Below are 19,617 nucleotides of genomic sequence, written 5' to 3' on the forward strand. Positions count from 1 at the left end.
CTGCCGTTCGCGCAACTGCTGATCCCGCTTATCGCCGGCGTGGCGGCAGTCGCGGGTTTTGCGCCCTTCGGCCTGTGGCCGCTGCCGATCCTCAGCCTCGCCGTGCTCTTCGTCATGCTCGAACGCGCGCCCTCGCTGCGCGCGGGCTTGGCGCTGGGCTTCGCATGGGGACTCGGTTTTTTCCTCACCGGCGTGAGCTGGGTCTACGTCAGCCTCTCCGTCTACGGCGGTATGCCGGCATGGCTCGCGGGTCTGGCAACGTTCCTGTTCTGCGGGTTTCTCGCGCTCTTTCCGGCGGCGGTCGGTGGTTTGCACGCGCGCCTTCGGGGGCATCAACGCACGCCGCTTGCACCCGTCGTGCGCCTCCTGGTCCTGCTCCCGATGCTGTGGGGCGCGAGCGAATGGGTGCGCGGCTGGATTTTCACCGGCTTCCCTTGGCTGGTCGTCGGCTATTCCCAAGTTCCCGCGAGTCCGCTCGCCGGCTACGCGCCGCTCACCGGCGTGTACGGCGTGTCATTCGTGCTGGCGTCGCTTGCCGCACTGCTGACCTGGCTGCTCACGCCGGGGCGAAGGCTGGCGGCGCGCGCATGGGCGCTGGGGGCGATCGCGGTGGCGCTGTTTGGCGGGCAGCTTTTACGCGGCGTCGCGTGGACGACGCCGGACGGCGGGCCGACTTCGGTCGCGCTGCTGCAAGGCAACGTCCCCCAGGCGATGAAATGGCAGCCCGAGCGCACGCTTCCCACGCTCGAAACCTATCTGCGGATGGCGGCGGCCTCCCCGGCACGTCTGATCGTGCTGCCCGAGACCGCGCTGCCGCTGTTCGAATCCGATCTGCCCGAGCGCTACCGCGAGCGGCTCGCCGAGCTCGGCAGGGCCAATGGCGGCGACGTGCTCGCCGGCCTGCCGACCGGCTCCTACGAGCACGGCTACTACAACAGCGTGATCAGCCTCGGCAGCGCGCCCGGGCAGCGCTACCACAAGATTCACCTGGTGCCGTTCGGCGAATACATTCCGCTCAGGGCACTGTGGGGCTGGGTCGTCGAGGTGCTGCACATTCCGCTGTCGGATTTCTCGCGCGGCGGGGTCGAGCAGCGCCCGCTCGCGATCGGCGGCCAGCGCGTCGCGGCAGACATCTGCTATGAGGACGCTTTCGGCGAGGAAATCATCCGCCAGCTGCCGGAAGCGAGCGTGCTCGTGAACGTGAGCAACCTCGCCTGGTTCGGCGACTCGTTCGCGCCGTGGCAGCACGTGCAGATGTCGCAGATGCGGGCGCTCGAGAGCGGACGCATGATGCTGCGCGCGACCAATACCGGGGTCACGGCGATCATCGATGCACGCGGAAACCTGCTCGCCAGCCTGCCCCTGTTCACGGCCGGCAGCCTGACCGGCGAAATCCAGGGCTATGCGGGGAGCACACCGTATGTGCGCTGGGGCAACGCGCCGGTGCTCGCGCTATGGGGCGTGATCGGGGTCGGGCTCCTCGCCCTTCGATTCAGGCGCTCGCCCTGACGCGGGTCGCGTTGCGGCCGCCGCGCTTGGCTTCGAGCAAGGCCGCGTCGGCGCGCGCGAGCGCCTCATTCTCGCCCCCGTCATCACGGCTGTATTCGGAAAGTCCCCCGCTCCATGAGAGTTTCTGCGTCACGCCCGGTATCAGTTCGACGCTTTCGGGCATGTTCGCGCGCAGGCGCTCGGCCAGCTCGCGGGCGCGGTCGAGCGGCGTGTAGGGAAAGATCACGCAGAACTCGTCGCCGCCGAGGCGCGCGATGAAGTCGCTGTTGCGCAGGCAGGACTTCAGCGCGTTGCCGAACTTGATGATGAGCTGGTCGCCGGCCTCGTGACCGAAGGTGTCGTTGACCTGCTTGAAATTGTCGATGTCGAGGATCAGAAGGCTGTGCGTCCAGCCGTCCTTCAGCGTCGCGAACAGCTCCTTCTGCTTCTCGTCGAAGCTGCGCCGGTTGTTGACCTGCGACAAATGGTCGAGCCGGGCCTGCGACGACACCTCCTTCTGCCGTCCCAGCATCACCCTGCCGAGCTTCAGCATGGTCTCGAGCGGCATCTGGAATTCGCCGAGGCTCGCCTGGTAATCGCCGCGCAGGCGTTGCTGTCGAAGGTCGTTGGTGAACTTGACGAGGATCCGCAGGTTGTCGACGACGCGATTGCGGATCGCGAGCGTCGTCGCGACGACCAGCACGGCAACGGCGAGGCTCGCGACGAGCCAGCCGAGCACGTAGGGCATGACGTTCTCGACGATCGGCGTCTGCGGACGCCACACCGCGATCAGCCAGGGCGTACCGGCGAGCGCGATCAGCGTCGGCCGGGCGTTGAGCTTGATCGCCTGGTTGCCCCGGCGCATCAATACCGCCGTCGCGCCGCCGCCCTGGTTCTGCTGCAGTTCCGCGTAGGCCGCGGCGTCTGGCAGCGGCAGCGTATCGAACAAGGCCTGCAGTTGGGGAACGCTCTGCTCGACGATCACAAAGCCCAGGCGCTTGTCGTTCGCGTCCCTGACCTCGTGCGAAAGCGAGAGATTGAACGTCGCTGTGGCCATCGCGCCCTTGCCCGCGGTGGCGAGCAAACGCCGGGTTTCGCCGGGCAGGAAGCCCGGCAGCAGCTGACGCTGACCGTCGGTGACGAACAGCACGGTGGCGTTCGGGTTCAGGGCATGGAGGTTGGCGGCTTGCGTCTGGCAGACCTCGGCCGCAAGCGCGGTGAAGCAGGCGAGCGTCTGCGGATGCGCGGCGATGCTGGCCGCGCTGCGCTGCATGGCGTCGGCGAGAAACTCGATCTGCGCCGCCATGACCGGCTTGCCGAGCTCCTCGGACGTCGAATGCTCGGGTTCGCGCAGCTGATAAAGCGCGAACGTCGCCGCGCCCGTCAGCAGCACCAAGGCTGCGGCAAGCATGAGGCCGAACCGCAATATGGACGTCTGAAGCATCTGGGCGCGCGCGCTCGCTCTTATGGTTATCGTCTCCGCAATGGCAGGCCCTCCGCTTTCGTCCCGCGGAAGCCCTGCCGACTCGCCCCTCCCTGCAGCAAGGTTCGTGCCCCGATTCGATCCCCTCGATCGGGCAGCCTTGGATGCTGCTACTGGCGGCCGGTACTGCCGAATCCCCCTTCGCCCCGCGCGGTCGTTTCGAAGGCCTCGACGATATTGAAGCGAGCCTGCACCACGGGGACGATGACGAGCTGCGCCAGGCGCTCGAGCGGCACCAGTTCAAAGGACTGCTCGCTGCGGTTCCACGCCGAAACCATGAGTTGGCCCTGATAGTCCGAATCGATGAGCCCGACCAGGTTGCCGAGCACGATCCCGTGCTTGTGGCCGAGTCCCGAGCGCGGCAGGATCAGCGCCGCGTAGCCGGGGTCGGCGAGATGGATCGCCATGCCCGTCGGAACGAGCCGGGTTTCCCCCGGGGCGAGCGTGATCGGCGCGTCGATGCACGCGCGCAGGTCGAGGCCGGCGGCGCCCGGGGTCGCGTAATGCGGAAGCTGGTCGCGCAGGCGGGCGTCGAGAATCTTCACATCCATCTTCATTTTTGTCGGGATTTCGTCAGTTGAGGTGACTTGCGATATGGCGGATGAGCGCGCGCGCCTGCTCGAGTTTGTCGGCGCGGGGAAGCCGGTGCGCGCCGTCGTCGTCGAAAAGCACGAGTTCTGCCGCGTCCGCCCCGAGCGTGTCGGGCGCGAGGTTGCCGACCAGCAGCGGCAGCTTTTTCTGCCGGCGCTTGGCCTCGGCGTGCTCGGCGAGGCGTTCGGTCTCGGCGGCGAAACCGACACAAAACGGCGCATCCGGACGGGCAGCGACTTCGGCCAGGATGTCGGGGTTGGCGACGAGCGTGAGCGTGAGGCCGCCCCCGGATTTCTTGATCTTCTGCGGCGCCGCGGCCTCGACCCGGTAGTCGGCGACGGCCGCGACGGCGATGAAGACGTTGGCGGGAAGTTCGCGCAGCACGGCCTCGCGCATCTCGGTGGCACTTTGCACGTCGACGCGGCGTACGCCGGCCGGCGTCGTCAGGCAGGTCGGTCCCGAGACCAGACAGACCTCGGCGCCGGCCTCGTGTGCCGCGCGCGCGAGCGCGTAACCCATCTTGCCCGAACTGCGGTTGGTCAGTCCGCGTACCGGGTCGATCGCCTCGTAGGTCGGCCCGCCCGTGATGAGCACGCGGCGACCGGCGAGAACTCCGGTAGTGAAGAGCGGCGACAGGCCGGCGACGATGTCCACCGGTTCGAGCATGCGCCCCGGTCCGGTTTCGCCGCAGGCCTGCTCGCCGGCCTCGGGGCCGAGCAGGCAGACGCCGTCCGCGCGCAGTTGGTCGAGGTTGCGCCGGGTCGGCGCGGCAGCCCACATTTCGCGGTTCATCGCGGGCGCGACGGCAAGGCGGCAGGCGCGCGCGAGACACAGCGTCGACAGCAGGTCGTCGGCCCGACCGTGCGCGAGCTTGGCGAGGAAATCGGCAGAAGCCGGCGCGACCAGCACGAGATCGGCGTCGCGCGAGAGGTGAATGTGGGCCATGCCATCGCCCGCCGCGTCCCACATGGCGGTCAGCACCGGCTTGCCGGAGAGGGCCTGGAAGGTCAGCGGGGTGACGAAGCGCTGGGCGGCGTCGGTCATCACCACCTTTACGTCGGCACCCGCCTTGACGAGCAGCCGGCACAATTCCGCAGCCTTGTAGGCGGCGATCCCGCCCGTCACCCCGAGAACGATTTTTTTGTCTGCTAGCGACACGGCTCGATTCCCAGCGCGCTTTCCATGAAAATGCTCGCATTCTACGGGAGGGGGCAAGGGGATGGCGATTCGCGACTGGCCGGAGGACGCGCGTCCGCGCGAGAAGCTCCTGAAACAGGGCGCGGCGGCGCTGACCGATGCGGAACTGGTCGCGGTATTCCTGCGCACCGGGGTCGCCGGCAAGAGCGCGGTCGATCTCGGACGGGATCTGATCGAGCGTTTCGGAGGTCTCGGCGCGCTGTGCCGCGCCGACCGGGTCGCGGCCTGCCGGGCGCCCGGCGTCGGTGAGGCGAAATACGCCCTGCTCCAGGCCGTGATGGAAATGGCCCGCCGCACGCTGGCCGAGGACATGCAGGCCGGCGACGCCCTGTCATCCCCCGCGGCCGTGCGCGACTACCTGCGGCTGATCCTGCGCGACAAGGAATACGAGGTCTTCTGCTGCGTGTTTCTCAACGCGCAAAATCGCGTGATCGCGGTCGAGGAACTGTTTCGCGGCACGCTCACGCAGACCAGCGTCTATCCGCGGGAAATCGTCAAACGCGCGCTCGCGCACAACGCCGCGGCGATGATTCTCGCGCACAACCACCCGAGCGGGGTCAACGAGCCGAGTCAGGCCGACCGCTCGCTGACCCGTCGGCTCGCCGAGGCCCTGGCGCTCGTCGACATCCGCGTGCTCGACCATTTCATCATCGCCGGCGCCTCGGCGCTCTCGTTCGCCGAGGCCGGTCATCTCTGAGCCGGGCGGCTTGCCCGCGCGTTGGGAACTGTGGTATAAATCGCGGTTCTCGGGTTGACCCTCTGCGTTAACCCCACCGGTTAACCCTCAATTTCTGGAGCAGCAACATGGCTCGCGTATGTGTCGTCACGGGCAAGAAGCCCATGGTCGGGAACAACGTTTCCCACGCCAACAACAAAACCAAGCGTCGTTTCCTGCCCAACCTGCAATACCGCCGGTTCTGGGTCGAGAGCGAGAACCGCTGGGTTCGTCTGCGTCTGTCCAATGCCGCCTTGCGCACCATCGACAAGAACGGCATCGAGTCCGTCCTGGCCGATCTGCGCGCCCGCGGCGAAGCTGTCTAAGGAGAACCGGCAATGGCTAAAGGCGGACGCGAAAAGATCAAGCTGGAGTCCACTGCGGGCACCGGCCACTTCTACACCACGACCAAGAACAAGAAGACCATGCCCGAGAAGATGGAGATCAGCAAATTCGATCCCAAGGCTCGCAAGCATGTGATGTACAAGGAAACGAAGCTGAAATAAGACTGCGCCAGAAGCCGCGCAGTCCGGCTTCGTCAGAATAAAACCCGCCGCTGGCGGGTTTTATTTTTGCATTGTCCCGCGTAGCGCCGCGGCGAAGCCGCCCTCACGCGGCGGACGGCTCCCCTTCCAAGCGGCCCGGACCCGGGAGCACACTGCCCGCCTCGCGTCGGAGGCGGTCCGCGATGCACGCCGCGCCCCGGTTTCAGAACTTCCCGCTGTAGACCACGTCGAGGCTCCGCCCGGGTGCCGGAATCTCCTGCCCGGATACGCCTTCGGTCAGGTGTTCGTGGTAAGCCTTGTCGGCGAGGTTGCGCATCGCCACGCGCACGCTGTGCTTGCCGCGCCGCCAGGTCGCGCCGACGTCGACGGTGGCGAAGCCGGCGGTCGGGTCCTCGCTGCCGCGGGCGAATACGGTGGCCACGCGGTCCTGCCGGCGCACCAGCCGCAGCGTGGTATCGAGCGTCCACTCGGGCGCGACTCGCCCTTCCCAGCCCAGGTCGAGCTCGTCGGCCGGCATCTGGAACAAGGGCTCGTCCAGATCCTCGTTGGTTCCCCGCACCATCGAGAGACCGGCGCTGAGCCAGTGGCCGTCGACGAGCTGCCAGCGGCCCTCGGCTTCGAGGCCCTCGAGCGTGACCTGGCCTAGGTTCACCGTGCGCTTGCACGCCGTGGCGTTCGCGGGACCGCAGATCGCGACGGCCTCCGCCGTGCCCGAGATGTCGAGGCCGGTGATGTAATCATCGATGCGGGTACGGTAGACCGCCATGCGGTAGTCGAAGCGCGTCGTGGCACCCTTCAGGCCGAGTTCGATCTGGGTGGCGGTTTCAGGTTCGATCTGCGGATTGCCGACGTAGAAGAAGCCGTCCCCGCGCGGCGAGGACTCGAAGCGCTCACGCATCTCGCCGGCGCGTGCCCCGCGTGACAGGTTCGCGTAGGGCCTCAGGAGCGGCGCGACCTCGTAGATCGCCGCGAGCGACCCCGACCACATGCCGTCCCGGCGCGCGAGGTTCTGCGTGACCGGCGGACTGCCGACCGAATCGGCCTCGCCTTCGACCGTATCGTGGCGCAGACCCCCGAGCACGCCGAGCTTGCCGAAACGCATGTCGTCCTGCACATAGAGGCCGAGCGCCTCGATGCGGCCGTTCGTGAACGGGTCGCTGCGTCCGAGCGGATTGGCCGGATTGGTCGCCGGGGCCGGCAGCAGCCGCTCGGGTGAAGCGCTCGTGCGCCAGGCGTTGGCGCCGAAGGACACCAGATGCAGCGGATGCGCGAGCCAGTCGGCGCGCGCGTCGATACCGTCGGTGACGAAGGCGACCCGCGTCTCGGCGATGTCGCGGGCGAGAGGGCCGTCGGCGTACGAAAAGATCTCGCGCTTGACCTCCTGCCGGTAGGCCCGCAGGTCGACGTTCACCGGCGTCTCGCCAGATCCCTTGCGGCGATAGCCGACTTCGGCGAGCACGCGTTCCTGCCTCGGCGAATGCACGGTCGTGCTCTGTACCAGCGGGTGCGGATGCGGCTTGGTGGAACCGGGGTACCAGACGTCTTCGTCGGTGTGCTGCTGCAGCGAGACGCGCAATTCGTTCGCGGCGTCGACCCGGAAGCGGTACTGGCCGATGAAGCTGTCCGAATCGTAGCCGGTGCGCGCCACGCGACCGTCCGGCGCGTCGTAGTCGCCGATGCGCGAGAGCGAAGCGCCGAGCATCAGCGCCTGGTCCGCGCCCGCCTCATTCATGACCCCCGTCGCGCGCAGGCCACGGCTCGCGCTGTTCCAGGCGAGGGCGGTGTCGAAGCCGACGCCGGGCGCGAAATGCGCGTCGGGCAGGCGCACGTTGATCGCGCCGCCGAGCGCGCCGCTGCCGTAAAGCACGGAAGCCGGTCCTCTCACCGCCTCGACCGACTCGGCCAGCGGCAGGCTCATGAACGAGGCAATCGCACCGGCCGGCTGGGCCGCGTTGACGCGGATGCCGTCGACGAGCAGCACGACGCTCTCCTTTTTCAACCCGCGGATGACCGGATTCTGGCCCTGCGCACTGTCGCCGGATACCGCGAGTCCAGGTTCGCCGCGCAGCGCGTCGCCCACGTTGCCGGCGGCGCGCTGCTGCAGATCGTCGCGCGACAACGCGAAAGTTGCGGCCGGGGTTTCCATGTCGTCGGCGGCGTACCCCTTGGCCGTCACGCTAAGCGCCGGCAGCGTATCGGCGGCAAGCACGGGAGTGGGTGAGGCGGCCATGCCGAGGCAGGCCAGTGCGACCGGATGCAGTTTCATGAGGATCTCCAGATAGCGGATGGCTAGCTGGCTGCGCGCTGGCTTGCCCGGGTTCGATAAAAAGTGGGCGCTCTAGCGGATGACGAACATCCACTTGGCCAGGATCACGATCGCGATCATGTGAACGAACACGGAAAGGTGTGTGTACTTGAAGCGGGCCGAGGTCATGTTCCCGCAGACCGCGTGCTTCATCGCCAGCACGAAATGCAGCAGCACGCTCGTGGCGAGCAGGATCTTCAGCGTCAGCAGCGTCCCGAACGACGAGGCGAAGGGAGCCGCAAGGGCGGCGCCGTAGATGTGGCTCGCCATCGCGATGCCGGTAAGGAAAAGCAGGCCGACGAACCAGGGCATGACGCGACGCCCGCGTTTGTGGATGCCTTCCTCGACGAGCGCCATGTACTGCGCCGGGAGATGGCTGCGAATACTCTCGAGGATGAGCACTTCAAAGGCGACGATGCCGATGAAGATGGCCGCGGAGAAGAGATGGATCGTGACGAGAGTGCCGTGCAGCATGGAAGTTCCTTGGGTGCGATTAAGAACAATTCGCATTCATGATAAGATCGCGGCCACCCAAGCCCCAATGACAATTGTCAATTCGCCATGGCGTCGCCCGCGTCCCCTCTTTCGCTCCTGCACGATGCGCCGCTCTTCGCAGGCGTCGACGCCGGCCATCTCGCCACGCTGGCCCAGGCTGCGCGTTCGCGGGACGCGCGGGCCGGCCAGCTGCTCTTCGCCGAAGGCGACGAGGCCCGCGCGTTCTACCTCGTCGCGCAAGGCGAGGTCCACCTCTACCGGTTCTCGCCGCAGGGGGAGGAAAAGGTGTTCCAGATGCTCGGGGACGGCGACCTGCTGGCCGAAGCCGCAATGTTTCTCAGCCCCGCGGTCTATCCGATGACGGCGCGCGCCGTACGCGACAGCACGCTGTTCGCCGTGCCGCGGCAGGCATTGTTGTCGTTGTGCGCGGCCTCGCCGCCCTTGATGCTGACGCTCCTGTCCGCCCTGGCGAGACGCCTATACCAGGCGATGAACCGCATCGACCATCTCACCCTCAACAACGCCGGCCAGCGGCTCGTCGCCTATTTGCTTGATTTGCGGCGGCAACAGCATGGCAACTGGATCAGCATTCCGGTGAATTTCGCCGTCCTGGCGGCCCAACTCGGCATGACGCCCGAAACTCTGTCGCGTCTACTGCAGAAATTTCGCCAGGACGGACTCCTGAGCGGCAAGGGGCGCACGCTGGTCCTGCTCGACGCCGACATGTTGTGTGAAAAGGTGGCGCTGCCCCGACAAGCCATGCGGCCACCCTCCCACATCGGAGGCAATCCTTCGATGACCGGGTGCTGCAATCTCGCAGGCAAGCGGTGAAGCGTAGCGAGGGTTGGCCGCGCGCGGCTGGCACGGACGCCCATTCGCCAGCGAACACGGGATAGCGGCCAAGCATCGTCCGTGTTCGGCGCGCCGGCCGGCGCAGAAATGTTGTTTTTAGACGGCCCCGCCGGTCGATGCGCTGACCTCGGAGCTCAGGATCACGGGCGGCGTGAGGGCTGCGCGCAGCGGCGCGGCGGCGAGGATGCGCACCCCATACGGTTCAAGCGTAACAGCGCAGGCGGACCGAAAAATCCCGCAAGGACTGGATGCCGCTCTCCTCGGCGCGCTTGCACCAGGCCTGCAGCTGCTCGAGCAGTTGCTCGCGGCTCGCGGTCGAGCGGCCCCAGATCGCGGCCAGCTCCTGGCGCATGCGGTAGACGGTCTGCAGGCGCTCGCTCCGGCCGAGAAGCGTGTCGAGCGCGGCCCTGTCGTCCGCCGCGAGCTCGGCGGGCTCCTTGTGCAGCCAGCGGCGGAAGCTGTCGAAGTTCCAGTTTTGCGGCAGGTTCGCGCCGGCCCTGAGCTTGGCGATTTCGGCCGCGCTCTCGGCGCGTACGCTCTTCACGAAGCGGCTCATGACGTCGTAGCGATGGGTGATGATCGCCTGCAGGGTGTCGAGATCGCAGAGCGGCTTGGGCGCCTGCCATTTGACCGTCGGCGCGACCTTGCGCACCGTGGCGAGCCCCGCGTACGACATCAGCTTGATATAGAGCCAGCCGATGTCGAACTCGTACCATTTGTTCGACAGCCGCGCCGAGGTGCCGTAGGCGTGGTGATTGTTGTGCAATTCCTCGCCGCCGATCAGGATGCCCCACGGCAGGATGTTCGTGCTCGCGTCCTCGCAGGCGAAGTTGCGGTAGCCCCAGTAATGGCCGACGCCGTTGATGATGCCGGCGGCGGTGATCGGGATCCACGCCATCTGTACGGCCCAGATCGTCAGGCCGATCGGCCCGAACAAGGCGAGGTCGATCGCCATCATGAGGAAAATGCCCTTGGCCGAGTGGCGGCTGTAGACGTTGCGCTCGACCCAGTCGTCGGGCGTGCCGTGGCTGTATTTCTCGAGCGTCTCGGCGACTTTGGCCTCGGCCCGGTAAAGCTCCGAGCCTTCCCAGAACACTTTCTTCAGGCCGCGCGTCTGCGGGCTGTGCGGGTCCTCGGGGGTCTCGCACTTGGCGTGGTGCTTGCGATGGATCGAGACCCACTCGCGGGTGACCATGCCCGACGTCAGCCACAGCCAGAAGCGGAAGAAATGGCTGACCACGGGATGCAGGTCGACCGAACGGTGCGCCTGCGAACGGTGCAGATAGATGGTGACGGCGGCGATGGTGACGTGGGTCAGACCCAGGGTCACCAGCACGAGCCCCCACCAGGGAAGATCCAACAAACCTGACTGCATGCTTCGGGGTTCCTAAAAAAACAGATAATTATATCTGATATTGGACAATAAACTCACGAACGCCGGGGTTATTTGCTGCCCGCCTCGGGCCTTGCCCTCTCGAGGGCGACGCCGCCGGCGCGGAACCTGCGCCAGATCGCCCAATTCAGGGCGGAGCGCAGGTTGTCCGGACCTTCACTAGGATCGTGGACCCACACCGCCAGTTCCAGCACGATGCCATTATCGGCAAATTCCTTGAGAAATACGCGCGGGACGTAGCGCGCGTCGTCGACGAGCACGCGGTTTTGCTCGCGCGCGGCTTCGAGCAGCAGGGTTTCGGCCTTTTCCAGGTCGGTGCCGCAGGGCACCGGGATCGGCAGGGTGACCTGCAGCGCGGCCGGCTTGGAAAGCGGATGGGTCACCACCGTGTGCGTGATCAGCATCTCGTTCGGCACATTGCTCTCGGTGCCGTCGAGCGAGCGCAGCAGCGTATAGCGCGTATTGATCTCGCGCACTTCGCCGTGCTTGTTGTCGACGGTGACGAGGTCGCCGATGCGGACCGAACGGTCGAGCAGGATGATGAAGCCCGACACGTAGTTGCTCGCGACCTTCTGCAGCCCGAAGCCGATGCCGACGCCGAGCGCGCCGCCGAACACCGAGAGCACGGTCAGGTCGATGCCCACCGCGGGCAGTGCGACGAGCACGGCCAGCACCAGCAGCAGCGTACGCACGGCCTTGGCGAGCGCGATGCGCAAGGAGAGATTCATCTGCGCGACGCCCATCAGGCGGCTTTCGATCAGGCGCGCCAGCGAGAGCGCGACGACGAGCGCCACGCCGATCACGCCCGCCGCTTCGAGCAGCAGCCAGAGCGAGAAGCGGTGCGTGCCCGACTGGAACGACAAGGCCTCCATCGCCGCGTGGATGCGCGGCAGGATGCCGGTGATGTGGAGTGCGAACGCGCCCCATATCAGCCAGCTCGCCGAGCGCTCCCAGAATTCGCGCAGCCCCGGCGGCGGCACGATGTAGCGAAGCGCGTAGACGACCAGGCGCACGGCGACGAGCGCGAGCACGAGCGGCACCGCGAGGTCGAGCAGATGCGTGTCGGGCAGCCACAGCGCCGCGGTTTCCCGCCCCAGCAGCAGTGCGAGCAGCATGAGCAGCGCGGCACCGACCTGGCGGCCGGCCTCGGGCGCGGGCCACGCGCTGACGCGGGCGAAGTAGCGCCTGGACAGCCGTTTCGCGCCCCATACCGCGAGCGCGCACAGCGCCAGCACCCCGATCTGCCACAGCACGACCGGCCCCCAGCCGTCGCTGGCGATGCGCGTCAGCAGGCTGTCGACGGGGACGGGCTTGGCCAAGGTCAGAAATTCAGCGTGAACTGGGCGGACACGATGTCGACCGCGCTGTCGTATTCGCCGTCGAGCGTCGTCGTCGACGGCTGCAGACCCGGGTCGTTGACGAACAGGTGCGCGTAGCCGAAGTCGAGTGCGCTGCGCTTCGACACGCGGTACTGGCCGCCGAGCGCGACCCAGGTGCGCGCGCCGTCCGGGATGCGCGGGGTGCGATAGCGGTCCGACACCGGCGCTTCATCGTAGGCGATGCCGCCGCGCAGACTCCATTTTTCGTTCGCGTGCCAGGTTGCGCCGAGCGAATAGCGCAGGCTGTCGCTCCAGTTTTCGATCGTCGTGCTGTCGACTGTGCCGCGGATCGGCAGGTCGTCGAAATCGCTCCAGCCCGTCCAGCTCACGTCGGCCAACAGGTCCCACTGCGGGGAGAGCGTGTGGAAAAGACTCAGCGACGCGCTGTCCGGCAGCGTGACCTCCGCGGTCACCGGGCCATTGAGGGGGTTCACAACGGGGTCGGAAGTGCTCGACGTGCCCTCGAGCGTGTAGTCGACTTCGGAACGGTAGGACACGCCGATGCGCGTCGCAGGCGTCGCCTGCCAGAGCGCGCCGAGGTTGTAGCCCCAGCCGTAATCGTCGCCCTTGATCTTGAGCAACGGAGCCGGGAAAGGGGGTGGCCCAAGCGGCTGTCGGTGGGTCAGCGTCGCTTCGATCCACTGGATATTAAGCCCAGCGCCCACCGAAAACGTCTCGCTGAGCTTGTAGGCGACGGACGGATTCAGGTTGATCGTCTTGAGCTCCGACTCAATCGCCTGATAACGGCCGATCCACTCGGGTTCGTATTCGGTCTTGAGGCCGAAGGGGCTGTTGAGGCCGAGGCCCAGATGCAGGTCCGGCGTCAGGCGCATCGCGACATAGGCATTCGGGACGAAGGCCCAGTCCCCGGCGTCGCCGCCCTGCCCGCCCGTGACGCCGGCGCTGCTCGTCCCCGAGAACTCGGCGCGGGGCTTGATCAGATGCCCGGCGACGACGATCTGCCGGTCGGGCAGCCGGGTCATGCCGGCCGGGTTGAAATAGATCGTGCTGGCATCGCTCGCCGCGGCCGCCTGGCCCGCGTAGGCGTTGCCGAGCCCGCTCGCGTTCTGTTCGATCAGCGCGTAGCCGGCCGCGTGGGCCGCGCCGCCGGCCGCCGCAAGCGCAAGGCTTGCGGCGAGCCGCTTGAAGCAAAGTGACATGAAGTTCTCCTGGGTTTTTGTAGTCATCAACGTGCGAAATTCGCGTACATGGCCTCGACGGCTGCTCGATAGCGGTCGAGCACCTGCGCACGCCGGACCTTGAGGGTCGGCGTCAGCAGGCCGTCTTCGACGGTCCACGGTCGCAGGTCCGGGTGCAGCCGACGGATCTGCGCGTAGCCGGGGAAATGCCGCAGGTGGTGCGCGACGCGGTGCGTCAGGGCGCGCGTGACCTTGGGGTCGCGCAGGGTCGCGGGCTGGGCCGGATCGAGATGCAGGCTCGCCGCGAAGGCCTCCCAGTGCGCCTCGTTCAGCACGGTGAGCGCCGCGAGGTAGGGGCGCCCCTCGCCCACGACCATCACCTGTTCGAAAAGCGGATCGAGGAGGATCGCCGATTCCATATCGGTCGGCGGGACCTTCTCGCCGTTGTTCAGCACGATGATGTCCTTGATCCGGCCGATGATCGTGTAGTGACCGTCGGCGTCGACACGGGCCTGGTCGCCGCTGTGCAGCCAGCCGTCCGCATCGATCATCGCGCGTGTCGCGGCTTCGTCCTTCCAGTAGCCGCGCATGACGCAGCGGCTGCGCGTGAGCAGTTCGTCGTTGTCGCCGATGCGCACCTCGACCCCGGGTAGTGGCTGTCCGATCGTCGCGGGCGAATTCGAGTCGGGACGGTTCACGCACACGACCGGGCTCGTTTCGGTGAGGCCGTAGCCCTGGTAGACCGGCACGCCGAGACCGATGAACACGCGCGCGACCTCGGGCGAGAGCGCGGCGCCGCCGGAAATCGCCAGCCGCAGGCGTCCGCCGAGCTTTTGCGTGACGTTGCGCGCGACGAGCCGCTCGAGCAGCGGCCAGAGCAGCAGTTCGGGATGCCAGTACGCACGCCCCTGGCTGCGCTCGAAGCGCCGCCAGCCGACATGGACCGCCAGCCTGAACAGCGCTCGGGCGGGCGCGCCCTTTTTCTCTAGCCCATCCTGGATGCGGCCGTAGACCCGCTCGTAGATGCGCGGCACCGAGATCAGCACGGTCGGCCGGATGGCCTGCAGATCCTGCGCAAGCTGGGCGATCGAGCGCGCGTAGGCGACTTCGGCGCCGAGCAGCATGGCCAGGTAATAGCCGCCCGTGCGCTCGAGCGTGTGCGACAGCGGAAGGAAGGAGAGAAACACCTCGTGCGGCCCGAAGTCGGCGCAGTGCGAAGCGTAGTAGGCATTCCACAGCAGGTTGTCGTGCGTCAGCATGACCCCCTTCGGCCGCCCCGTGGTGCCCGAGGTGTAGACGATGCTCGCGAGGAGGTCGGGCGCGAGGCTGCGCTCGGGGACCGCGGTGGCGACGGCGTTTTCCAGCCACTCGGCCGCCACGACGAAGCGCGGACTCCAGTCGGCAAGCCGGCTCTCCGGGGCGACCAGGCAGACGATGCGTTGCAGGCCCGGCGACGAGGCCGCGATCTCGGCGAGCTTCTTGAGCTGGAAGCGGCCCTCGACGAGCAGCAGCTTGGCGTCGGCGTTATCGAGGATGTAGGCCGCGCTCTCGGCGCGGTCGTCGAGATAGAGCGGGACCGTGACGAGACCGAGCGCGAGCGCGGCCTGGTCGAAGATCACCCATTCGACGCAGTTCTTCAGCATCACGGCGACGCGGTCGCCTGGCGCGAGACCCTCGCGTGCGAGCGCCGCCTGCCAGCGCGCGGCCTCTGCCGCGACCTCGCTCCAGGTGAAGCTCACCCAGCTGTCGCGCGCCTCGTCGAACTGGCGGTAGGCGACCCGGGCCGGCGTCGCCGCGACCCGGGCGCGGAACAGGCCGCACAGCGTGCCGAGCTGGTCGGGATGAAAGGCCGTCATGTGGGTTCTGCGGGCAGACCGGGGAATCGGCGCATTGATAGCGGCAAAGCCTCGGCCGGTCAAGCGCCGGTCTTGGTGAGAACGGCCGCGAAGAACCCGTCGGTCCGGTGAATCGCCGGGGAGAGTTTGAGCATCGGGCCCGTGTCGAGCGGAATCTTGTGCTGGGCGAGGATTTCATTGACCGGCTGCAGCGCGAACCCGCCTTCGGCGACGAGACCTTCGACGATCGCCTCGTTCTCCTCGGGCAGGATGCTGCACGTCGCATAGACCAGACGTCCGCCGACTTTGAGCAGTCTCGCCGCGGCGCGCACGATCGACGCCTGCTTCGCCGCGAGTTCGGCCACGCTCTCGGCCGACTGGCGGAATTTGAGGTCGGGGTTGCGGCGCAGCGTGCCGAGCCCCGAACACGGCGCATCGACGAGCACGCGGTCGAGCTTGCCGGCGAGACGCTTGACCCGCACGTCGTTCTCCGAAGCGATAAGCTCCGGCATGACGTTCGACAGCCCCGAACGCGCGAGCCGCGGCTTCAGCTTGGCGAGCCGCTTTTCCGCGACGTCGAAGGCATAAAGCCGCCCGGTCGAGGCCATGGTCGCGCCGACCGCGAGCGTCTTGCCGCCGGCGCCTGCGCAGAAATCGCACACCATCTCGCCGCGCCGCGCCTCGAGCAGCAGCGCCAGCAACTGGCTGCCCTCGTCCTGCACCTCGAGGCTGCCGTCGAGAAACAAGGGATGACGATTGATCGCCGGGTGGTCCTTGAAGCGCAGGCCCCACGGCGAAAAGGGCGTGATCTCGACCGCCATGCCCTCGGCCTGCAGCCGCGCGAGCACGACGTCGCGGTCAGTCTTCTGGGTATTCACGCGCACGTCGAGCGGCGCGGGCTGCTGCAGCGCCCGGCCGAGTGCGAGGATGTCGGCGTCGCTCATCGACGGCCGCAGCTTGTCGACCACCCAGTCGGGCAGCTCCGCGGTGACGGCAAGCGGCAAGCCCTCGGGGCGCGCACTGCGGATGTGGTCGACCAGCTCGGGTTTGGCGAACTTCTCCAGCGCCGCCCCGCTCATTCCCTGGATCTTGATCAGCCAGGCGATGATCAGCGTGCGCGGATTCGCCGCGGGCACGACGTGGGACAGGTAGCGGTAGCGCCGCAGCACGCCGAACACGGCTTCGGCGACGAACCCGCGGTCACGCGCGCCGAGCTTCCTGTTCTCGCGGAAGAAGGCCGACAGCACGGCATCGGCGGGGCGTTTGAAGTCCAACACCAGGTCGAGTGCCTGGGTGGCGAGTTGCAGGAGCGGCGGGGTCAATTCCATCGAAGGCGGGACAGGCGGGGTTGAAGGTCGGGGCGGGTCGCCCGCGGGTCTAGTCGTCGTCGCCGAGTTCGGGGTCCCAGCCTTTCTTGCGCGCGCGCTCGGTCGCCGCCGCGTAAAGCGCAGTGTGGCGTTCGCGCAATTCGGGCGGCAGCCGACTCGGCAGATTGCCGTACTTGTCCCATTCGGCTTCGATCTTGTCGGCGAGCACCTGCATCTGTCCGAGCTGCCACCCGGCGCAGTCCTCGGTTTCGGGAAGAAAACCGAACAGCCAGGCGTCGAGGACGATGCGTCCCAGGGTCGTGACGCCGTGCTTGTCCTGGTGGTAGCCGGGATAGGTCATGGTCTTGTTCATGGCTGGAAATCTTTACCTTTGGACGTTTCGTCGTAGGGGAAACGCGTGTGTCCGTAGCGGATCACGAGCACGGCACACGCCAGAAGCAGCATCGACGCGGTCACGCCGAGCATGCGCCAGACGTCGAGACTTTTCATGTCGAGAACCAGGTAGCGCGCGAGCGCGACGATGGCGATGTAAATCGGGAAACGCACCGGCAGCTGGCCGGAACGGAAATACTGGCCGACCATCGCAAGAATTTCCAGATACAGGAACAGCAGCAGCAGATCGGCCAGCGTCACCGTCCCGGCGTCGATCATGACCCCGACTTCGAACACGCCGGCGACCAGGGTCGCCAGCGTGATGACGGCGAGGCCGATCGTCTCGAACACACCGAGCGCGCCGAGCGCAACCCGCGCGAACCGGTCTTTGGCAGGGTTCATAGCCACCTCGACGACAGAGGCGCAAGGATACCATCGCCCGCCCTTGCCCGCCGCACCTCAGACGCTCGATTCGACACGGACCAGCCACTCGCGCCAGATCGCAACCGAGATCGCGAGCAGCGCCGGACCGAGGAACAGACCGATCAGGCCGAAGGCCTGCAGACCGCCGAGCACGCCGAGAAAAACCAGCAGAAACGGAATCCGCGTCGGCCCACTGATGACGAGCGGGCGGATCAGGTTGTCGACCCAACTCACGACCAGTGCGCCCCACAGAAACAGTCCGAGCGCGGCCTGGCTCTCGCCCTGGGCGAGCAGCGACAGCGAGAGCCCGATCCACACGACCGGCCCGACAAACGGAATCAGCGCGACGAGTGCGGTGATCACGCCCCACAGCACGGGCGCCGCTACGCCGGCGACCCAGTAGCCGAGCGCGGCGAGCGCCCCCTGCGCGAGCGCGGTCAGGACGATGCCGAAGACGACAGCGCGCACCGTCACCCCGACGGCGTGGATGTAGCCGCGCGCCGCGCCGCCGAGCCAGCGGGTCGCGACGCGGCGGACCTGCGAGAGCAGGCTGGCGCCGTGGCGAAACAGGAAGAACAGCGCGAATACGGCCAGTGCGAACTTGGCGACGTTGCGCCCGACGCCGCCGGCGACCGCCTTCAGGCGCTGCGCATCGGTGAGTCCGAGCGCGTCGATCTGGGCACGGACCCAGGCCGGATCGGCCTGGATGCGCGCGTATTGCGCGGCGAGCCAGTCGCCGCCGGGCCAGCTTCGCACGCCGGGGGGCAGCGGCGGCAGTCCCTCGGTTGCCACCAGCCGCAGCTGGGCCGAAGCCGCCGAGACGTCGCCGGCCAGCATCGACGTCACCCAGATCATGGGCAACAGGAGCATGGTCACCACCGCAATCGTCATCAGCAGCGCGCACAGCGTGTCGCGTCCCGCCAGCCGGCGCGACAGGCGCTGATACAGCGGCCAGGTCGCGTAGGCCAGGATGCCGGCCCAGGCGAGCGCCGCGAGAAACGGCGACAACACCCAGAAGGTGAGTCCGAAGATGAAGACGAGGAAGGCGAACGCGACGGCCCGGCGCGCCAGCGGTGAATCGATATCGGTCGGCATGATCCCTCTCGGCCGCCCTGCGACGAGGCGGCCGCCTCGCTAGCGGCGCGTGCCGGAGCCGTCGGCCTTGCGCGTCACCCACAGGCTGGCGAACATGAAAGTCGCAATGATAAGGCCGACGATGCCGAGCGAGAGGCCGATCGGGATCTTGTAGAAATCGGCGATCAGCATTTTCGTCCCGACGAACACGAGCACCAGCGCGAGACCGTACTTGAGCAGATGGAAGCGCTCGGCGACGCCGGCGAGCATGAAGTACATCGCGCGCAGGCCGAGGATGGCGAAGATGTTGGAGGTGAAGACGATGAAGGGGTCGGTGGTGATCGCGAAAATCGCCGGAATCGAATCGACCGCGAAAACGAGGTCGGACAACTCGATCATGACGAGCACGAGGAACAGCGGCGTGAACGTGCGCACGCCGTTTTCCATGACCCAGAACTTCTCGCCGCGAAAATCCGCGGTGACCCGCACGTGGCGCTTGACCCAGTTCAACAGCGGATTCTTGGCGAGATCCTGTTCGACCTCGGCGAACATCAGCATCTTGACGCCGGTGACGACGAGGAAGGCGCCGAACAGATAGAGCACCCAGTGGAACTCCTGGACCAGCCAGGCGCCGGCGAGGATCATGACCGCGCGCATCGCGATCGCGCCGAGTACGCCGTAGATCAGCACGCGGCGCTGCAATTCCGCGGGAACGGCGAAGAAGCCGAATATCAGCAGAAAGACGAAGATGTTGTCGACCGCGAGCAATTTCTCGATCAGGTAGCCGGTCAGGAACTCGAGCGCCTTGGTGTCGGCGACCGCTTCGCCGTAGGCGTCGCGCAGGAACCACCAGAGCCCGAGATTGAACAGCATCGCAAGCGAGAACCAAACGAAGGACCACGCCGCAGCCTCCTTGAACCCCACCTTGTGCGCCTTGTTGCCGCCGACCAGGAAGAGGTCGACGGCAAGCATCACCAGCACGAAGCCGATGAACGCGGCCCACATCCAGGGCTCGCCGATATGCAGGGCTGTATCCATGTCC

General features: G+C 67.1%; 19 protein-coding genes. 5 read left to right on the forward strand and 14 right to left on the reverse strand.

Annotated features, from left to right (window positions below; genetic code table 11):
• The gene (lnt, locus tag TBD_RS12965; protein ID WP_041433269.1) at positions 1-1,509 is read left to right on the forward strand and encodes an apolipoprotein N-acyltransferase; all 1,509 of its coding nucleotides are present in this window, start codon (positions 1-3) and stop codon (positions 1,507-1,509) included.
• On the opposite strand, the gene TBD_RS12970 is transcribed toward lnt, so the two are convergent.
• From TBD_RS12970 to coaBC, 3 genes are all read right to left on the reverse strand, one after another.
• The gene (locus TBD_RS12970) at positions 1,493-2,899 is read right to left on the reverse strand and encodes a GGDEF domain-containing protein (protein ID WP_238376459.1); all 1,407 of its coding nucleotides are present in this window, start codon (positions 2,897-2,899) and stop codon (positions 1,493-1,495) included. The two genes, lnt and TBD_RS12970, sit on opposite strands and share 17 nt — an antisense overlap.
• A 182-nt stretch (positions 2,900-3,081) precedes the next feature.
• The gene (gene dut / locus TBD_RS12975) at positions 3,082-3,522 is read right to left on the reverse strand and encodes a dUTP diphosphatase (RefSeq protein ID WP_011313098.1); all 441 of its coding nucleotides are present in this window, start codon (positions 3,520-3,522) and stop codon (positions 3,082-3,084) included.
• 22 nt (positions 3,523-3,544) lie between these two features.
• Positions 3,545-4,720 carry a bifunctional phosphopantothenoylcysteine decarboxylase/phosphopantothenate--cysteine ligase CoaBC gene (gene coaBC / locus TBD_RS12980; RefSeq protein ID WP_011313099.1) on the reverse strand — a complete coding sequence of 392 codons (1,176 nt, stop codon included), beginning with the start codon at positions 4,718-4,720 and terminating at the stop codon, positions 3,545-3,547.
• A 61-nt stretch (positions 4,721-4,781) separates the two neighbouring features.
• Here coaBC and radC point away from each other — a divergent pair, with 61 nt between their 5' ends.
• The 3 genes from radC to rpmG all read left to right on the forward strand — a co-directional run bounded on the left by radC (position 4,782) and on the right by rpmG (position 5,980).
• Entirely contained in the window at positions 4,782-5,456 is a 675-nt protein-coding gene (radC, locus tag TBD_RS12985) for a RadC family protein (protein WP_011313100.1), read from the forward strand.
• Between the two features lie 107 nt (positions 5,457-5,563).
• Positions 5,564-5,800 carry a 50S ribosomal protein L28 gene (rpmB, locus tag TBD_RS12990; RefSeq protein WP_011313101.1) on the forward strand — a complete coding sequence of 79 codons (237 nt, stop codon included), beginning with the start codon at positions 5,564-5,566 and terminating at the stop codon, positions 5,798-5,800.
• A gap of 12 nt (positions 5,801-5,812) precedes the next feature.
• Complete coding sequence (gene rpmG, locus TBD_RS12995; RefSeq protein WP_011313102.1) at positions 5,813-5,980, forward strand: 50S ribosomal protein L33; 168 nt, start codon at positions 5,813-5,815, stop codon at positions 5,978-5,980.
• 202 nt (positions 5,981-6,182) lie between these two features.
• Here rpmG and TBD_RS13000 read toward each other — a convergent pair whose 3' ends face one another.
• Both TBD_RS13000 and TBD_RS13005 read right to left on the reverse strand, forming a co-directional pair.
• On the reverse strand, positions 6,183-8,246 hold the full coding sequence (locus TBD_RS13000; RefSeq protein ID WP_011313103.1) for a TonB-dependent receptor: 2,064 nt from the start codon (positions 8,244-8,246) through the stop codon (positions 6,183-6,185).
• A gap of 72 nt (positions 8,247-8,318) precedes the next feature.
• The gene (locus TBD_RS13005; RefSeq protein WP_011313104.1) at positions 8,319-8,759 is read right to left on the reverse strand and encodes a CopD family copper resistance protein; all 441 of its coding nucleotides are present in this window, start codon (positions 8,757-8,759) and stop codon (positions 8,319-8,321) included.
• Positions 8,760-8,846: 87 nt separating this feature from the next.
• On the opposite strand from TBD_RS13005, the gene TBD_RS13010 reads away from it, so the two are divergent.
• Positions 8,847-9,611, forward strand: a complete 765-nt coding sequence (locus TBD_RS13010; protein WP_011313105.1) for a Crp/Fnr family transcriptional regulator — start codon at positions 8,847-8,849, stop codon at positions 9,609-9,611.
• A 223-nt stretch (positions 9,612-9,834) separates the two neighbouring features.
• Here the strand turns inward: TBD_RS13010 and TBD_RS13015 are convergent, their stop codons facing one another.
• The 9 genes from TBD_RS13015 to TBD_RS13055 form a co-directional block, all read right to left on the reverse strand.
• Positions 9,835-11,007, reverse strand: coding sequence for a DesA family fatty acid desaturase (locus TBD_RS13015; protein ID WP_011313106.1), 1,173 nt, complete (start codon positions 11,005-11,007; stop codon positions 9,835-9,837).
• A gap of 68 nt (positions 11,008-11,075) precedes the next feature.
• On the reverse strand, positions 11,076-12,344 hold the full coding sequence (locus TBD_RS13020; RefSeq protein WP_011313107.1) for a mechanosensitive ion channel family protein: 1,269 nt from the start codon (positions 12,342-12,344) through the stop codon (positions 11,076-11,078).
• Between the two features lie 2 nt (positions 12,345-12,346).
• The gene (locus tag TBD_RS13025; RefSeq protein ID WP_011313108.1) at positions 12,347-13,564 is read right to left on the reverse strand and encodes an OmpP1/FadL family transporter; all 1,218 of its coding nucleotides are present in this window, start codon (positions 13,562-13,564) and stop codon (positions 12,347-12,349) included.
• Positions 13,565-13,590: 26 nt separating this feature from the next.
• Entirely contained in the window at positions 13,591-15,399 is a 1,809-nt protein-coding gene (locus TBD_RS13030) for an AMP-dependent synthetase/ligase (RefSeq protein ID WP_011313109.1), read from the reverse strand.
• A 59-nt stretch (positions 15,400-15,458) separates the two neighbouring features.
• A complete protein-coding gene (locus TBD_RS13035) occupies positions 15,459-16,706 on the reverse strand; it encodes an RsmB/NOP family class I SAM-dependent RNA methyltransferase (RefSeq protein ID WP_011313110.1) in 1,248 nt (415 codons plus the stop codon).
• Positions 16,707-16,755: 49 nt separating this feature from the next.
• Positions 16,756-17,058 carry a hypothetical protein gene (locus tag TBD_RS13040; protein WP_011313111.1) on the reverse strand — a complete coding sequence of 101 codons (303 nt, stop codon included), beginning with the start codon at positions 17,056-17,058 and terminating at the stop codon, positions 16,756-16,758.
• Positions 17,055-17,480 carry a phosphate-starvation-inducible protein PsiE gene (locus TBD_RS13045; RefSeq protein ID WP_011313112.1) on the reverse strand — a complete coding sequence of 142 codons (426 nt, stop codon included), beginning with the start codon at positions 17,478-17,480 and terminating at the stop codon, positions 17,055-17,057. The genes TBD_RS13040 and TBD_RS13045 overlap by 4 nt, the downstream gene beginning before the upstream one ends.
• Positions 17,481-17,537: 57 nt before the next feature.
• On the reverse strand, positions 17,538-18,596 hold the full coding sequence (locus tag TBD_RS13050) for an AI-2E family transporter (protein WP_011313113.1): 1,059 nt from the start codon (positions 18,594-18,596) through the stop codon (positions 17,538-17,540).
• Positions 18,597-18,635: 39 nt separating this feature from the next.
• Positions 18,636-19,613 (reverse strand): TerC family protein, encoded by a 978-nt coding sequence (locus tag TBD_RS13055; protein WP_011313114.1) that lies wholly within the window; start codon positions 19,611-19,613, stop codon positions 18,636-18,638.
• Positions 19,614-19,617: the final 4 nt, after the last annotated feature.

It is taken from the genome of Thiobacillus denitrificans ATCC 25259, assembly GCF_000012745.1.
Lineage (GTDB): Bacteria > Pseudomonadota > Gammaproteobacteria > Burkholderiales > Thiobacillaceae > Thiobacillus > Thiobacillus denitrificans_B.